The 2,665-nt window shown below is 60.5% G+C and carries 3 protein-coding genes; 1 reads left to right on the top strand and 2 read right to left on the bottom strand.

Going from position 1 to position 2,665, the window contains the following annotated elements; all coding sequences use genetic code 11:
* Both JOY90_RS38470 and JOY90_RS38475 read right to left on the bottom strand, forming a co-directional pair.
* Nucleotides 1-245: phage integrase N-terminal SAM-like domain-containing protein (locus JOY90_RS38470; protein WP_291696303.1), on the bottom strand; the 245-nt coding region annotated here is incomplete at its 3' end.
* A 185-nt stretch (nucleotides 246-430) separates the two neighbouring features.
* Nucleotides 431-1,978: a winged helix-turn-helix domain-containing protein gene (locus JOY90_RS38475; RefSeq protein ID WP_291696304.1), complete on the bottom strand. Its 1,548-nt coding sequence runs from the start codon at nucleotides 1,976-1,978 to the stop codon at nucleotides 431-433.
* Nucleotides 1,979-2,111: 133 nt separating this feature from the next.
* On the opposite strand from JOY90_RS38475, the gene JOY90_RS38480 reads away from it, so the two are divergent.
* The coding region (locus tag JOY90_RS38480) for an ABC transporter substrate-binding protein (protein ID WP_291696305.1) at nucleotides 2,112-2,665 on the top strand (554 nt) is incomplete at its 3' end.

Raw genomic sequence — 2,665 nt, forward strand, 5'->3', positions numbered from 1 at the left:
TTGAAGAAGAACCGCAGCGCCGAGACCGTGGCGTTGATCTTTGGCGCATGGGCGCCGATCGACGCCAGATGCAACCGGAAGCCCCGCACGTCCTCCGATTGTGCCTGGTCGGGAGAGCGGCCGAGGAACATCGCGAAGTCCTTGACCCTTTGCACGTAGTCATGTTGGGTCTTCGGCGAGAGCCTGCGGATCGCCATGTCTTCGATCATGCGCTGGCGCAACGGGCTGATGGCCTGCTTGGTCATTGGGGATGCTCCTGTCTTGAAAGAGGTTGTCGAACCCCTCGATCTCAAGACAGGACGCCCCGTTGCGCTATCCTCTTGCCTCCGTCGCCAGCCCCGGCGCCCTACCGCGCGAGCGGCTTAGTCCTTTGACCCACAACAGACATTGAAAAATCGTCGGCGAGCGCACTTCTATCCTTGGCTTGCACTTAGCATTCGGGCACGCCAGCCAGCCGCAAACCCTCAAAGTAACGTTGGCGTCGCGCGAGATAGACCGGATTGTCGCCTTTGGCGTTTATTTGGTAGCGGCGGATGGTAAAGCCGGGATCGAGCACGAGCCCTGCTTTCGCGATGGATCTCGCTTCCTTGAGATCTCCCACCAGCGCCAGCGCAATTGCAAAATGAAAATGAGACAGCGCGTGATTTCGGTTGAGTTCGAGGCTCCGACGAAACCAGTCGACTGCCTCGCGGTCTAAGTGGACGCTCAACTTGGCGAGCCCGACAAACATGTACCATAGGAAGGCACGTGTATCGCGTGGGGATATCCGGAGCGCCTCCTGAATATGTCCTTCGACCTCCTGGCTTTGTCCCGATTGATACTTGCCAAGGCCGATGAAGCCGTGGGCGTCGGCCAGATTTGGATCGAGCGCCAGTGCCCGTCGGCACTGGGCGATTCCATTGGCGATGCGGCTCGTCTGAATCAGCACAGCGCCGAGCAGCATATGGGCTCTGGGATGGTTAGGGGCTTGGCGTAGCGCGGTGTTCAAAGCGGTCTCTGCGATGCCAAAATGCTCGTTGACATCATCAGCCATAAAGGCCGACCCCACGGATACTTCGACCTGTGCCGCGGCGACCGCTGCTTCGATATTGCTGGGGTCAAGCGCCAGGGATTGCGCGAAGAAATCCGCCGCTTGCGTCAGAAGAGCGCGCGTCACGCCCTTGTTCTGCAAAGCGCGGCCCTGGAAATAAAGGTCCATCGCGTCAGGGCGGGGTGACCGTGCAGCCCGCCGCGCCTCGGCCGCGATGAGTTCGGCATTCAACGTGTTGGCCAGCCGTGACACGATCTCGTCCTGCATGTCGAACAGTTCGCCCGCTTCCTTGTCGAATCGCTCGGCCCACATGTGGCTTCCGGTCTCGGTGTCGGTCAGTTGCGCATTCAGGCGAAAGCGGTTGCCGGCGCGCTGAACGGATCCTTCCAGAACATAGCGCACGTTCAACTCGCGGCCGATCTGCCGGACGTCGGCGGCTTTTCCCTTGTAGCTAAAAGCGGTGTTCCGTGCGATGACGAACGACCCGGCGATGCGGGAGAGGTCTGTGGTGAGGCTTTCCGTTACGCCGTCGACGAAATCGTCCTCCGCAGAATCGCCGCCGATATTGGCGAATGGCAGAACGATGATGGACAGGTGTGGCGTCGACGTCGGCGTGACTTCCTCAATATCGGGTGGCCTTTCTTGGACGACCAGCAGGTAGCCGCGGCGCGGCAGCGTCTTCAGGGCCGACCGGCCAGCATCTCCAAGAGCGCGCCTGACGTCGCCGATGGCCTGAACGAGAGAATCCTCCGTGACCTCACAGTCAGACCAGACTTCGTCCATGATTTCGTCCTTGCCGACCAACCGACCGGCCCGCGCCGCAAGCAGCCGCAGCACCGCCCAGGCGCGCGGACGCAGGGGAACGACATCGCCCCGCTCGTCAAGCAAGACCCCATGGACCAGGTCCACGATCCGGTCGCCGACGGCGATTGAGGGTGACTTTAACACGGACGCCTCGTGGCCATGCTTTCGGAAAATTTCGGCAAAGTTTCGGGACACAAAGGCGAGTGTACAGCATCATCTTGCAGCCCGGGAAAGCAATTCGCTCCCGAACAGAGCCTCCAAGGTATGAGGTACTACCATGATCCGGCCCCTGATCCTCGCTGTCATCTCTCTTTCGGTTGTCGCCATCTCGCCGGCTAAGGCGGCGGAAAGGAAATATGGCCCCGGCGTCAGTGACACCGAGATCAGGATTGGCCAGACGGTTCCCTACAGCGGTCCGATCTCGTCGCTGAGCCGCTTCGGCCGTATCGAAGCGGCCTATCTCAAGATGATCAACGCGTCCGGCGGCGTCAATGGACGCGAAGTGACGCTCGTCTCGCTCGACGACGCCTTCACACCGGCAAAGACAGTGCAGCAGACGCGGAAGCTCGTGGAGGACGACGAGGTGCTGGCAATCGTCGGATCGGTCGGCACACCGACCAGTCTCGCGGTAGCGAAATATCTGAACAGCAAGCAGGTTCCGCAAATCCTGCTGCTTGCCAGCACGCCGAAGCTCGACGACCCCGAGACCCTGCCCTGGACGACCACGTTCATGATGCCGCAACCGGTCGAGGCCAAGATCTATGCGGACTATCTGCTGAAGACCAAGCCTGATGCGAAGGTTGCCGTCATTTATCAGAATGATGATCTGGG

Source organism: Bradyrhizobium sp. (genome assembly GCF_019242285.1).
GTDB lineage: Bacteria > Pseudomonadota > Alphaproteobacteria > Rhizobiales > Xanthobacteraceae > Bradyrhizobium.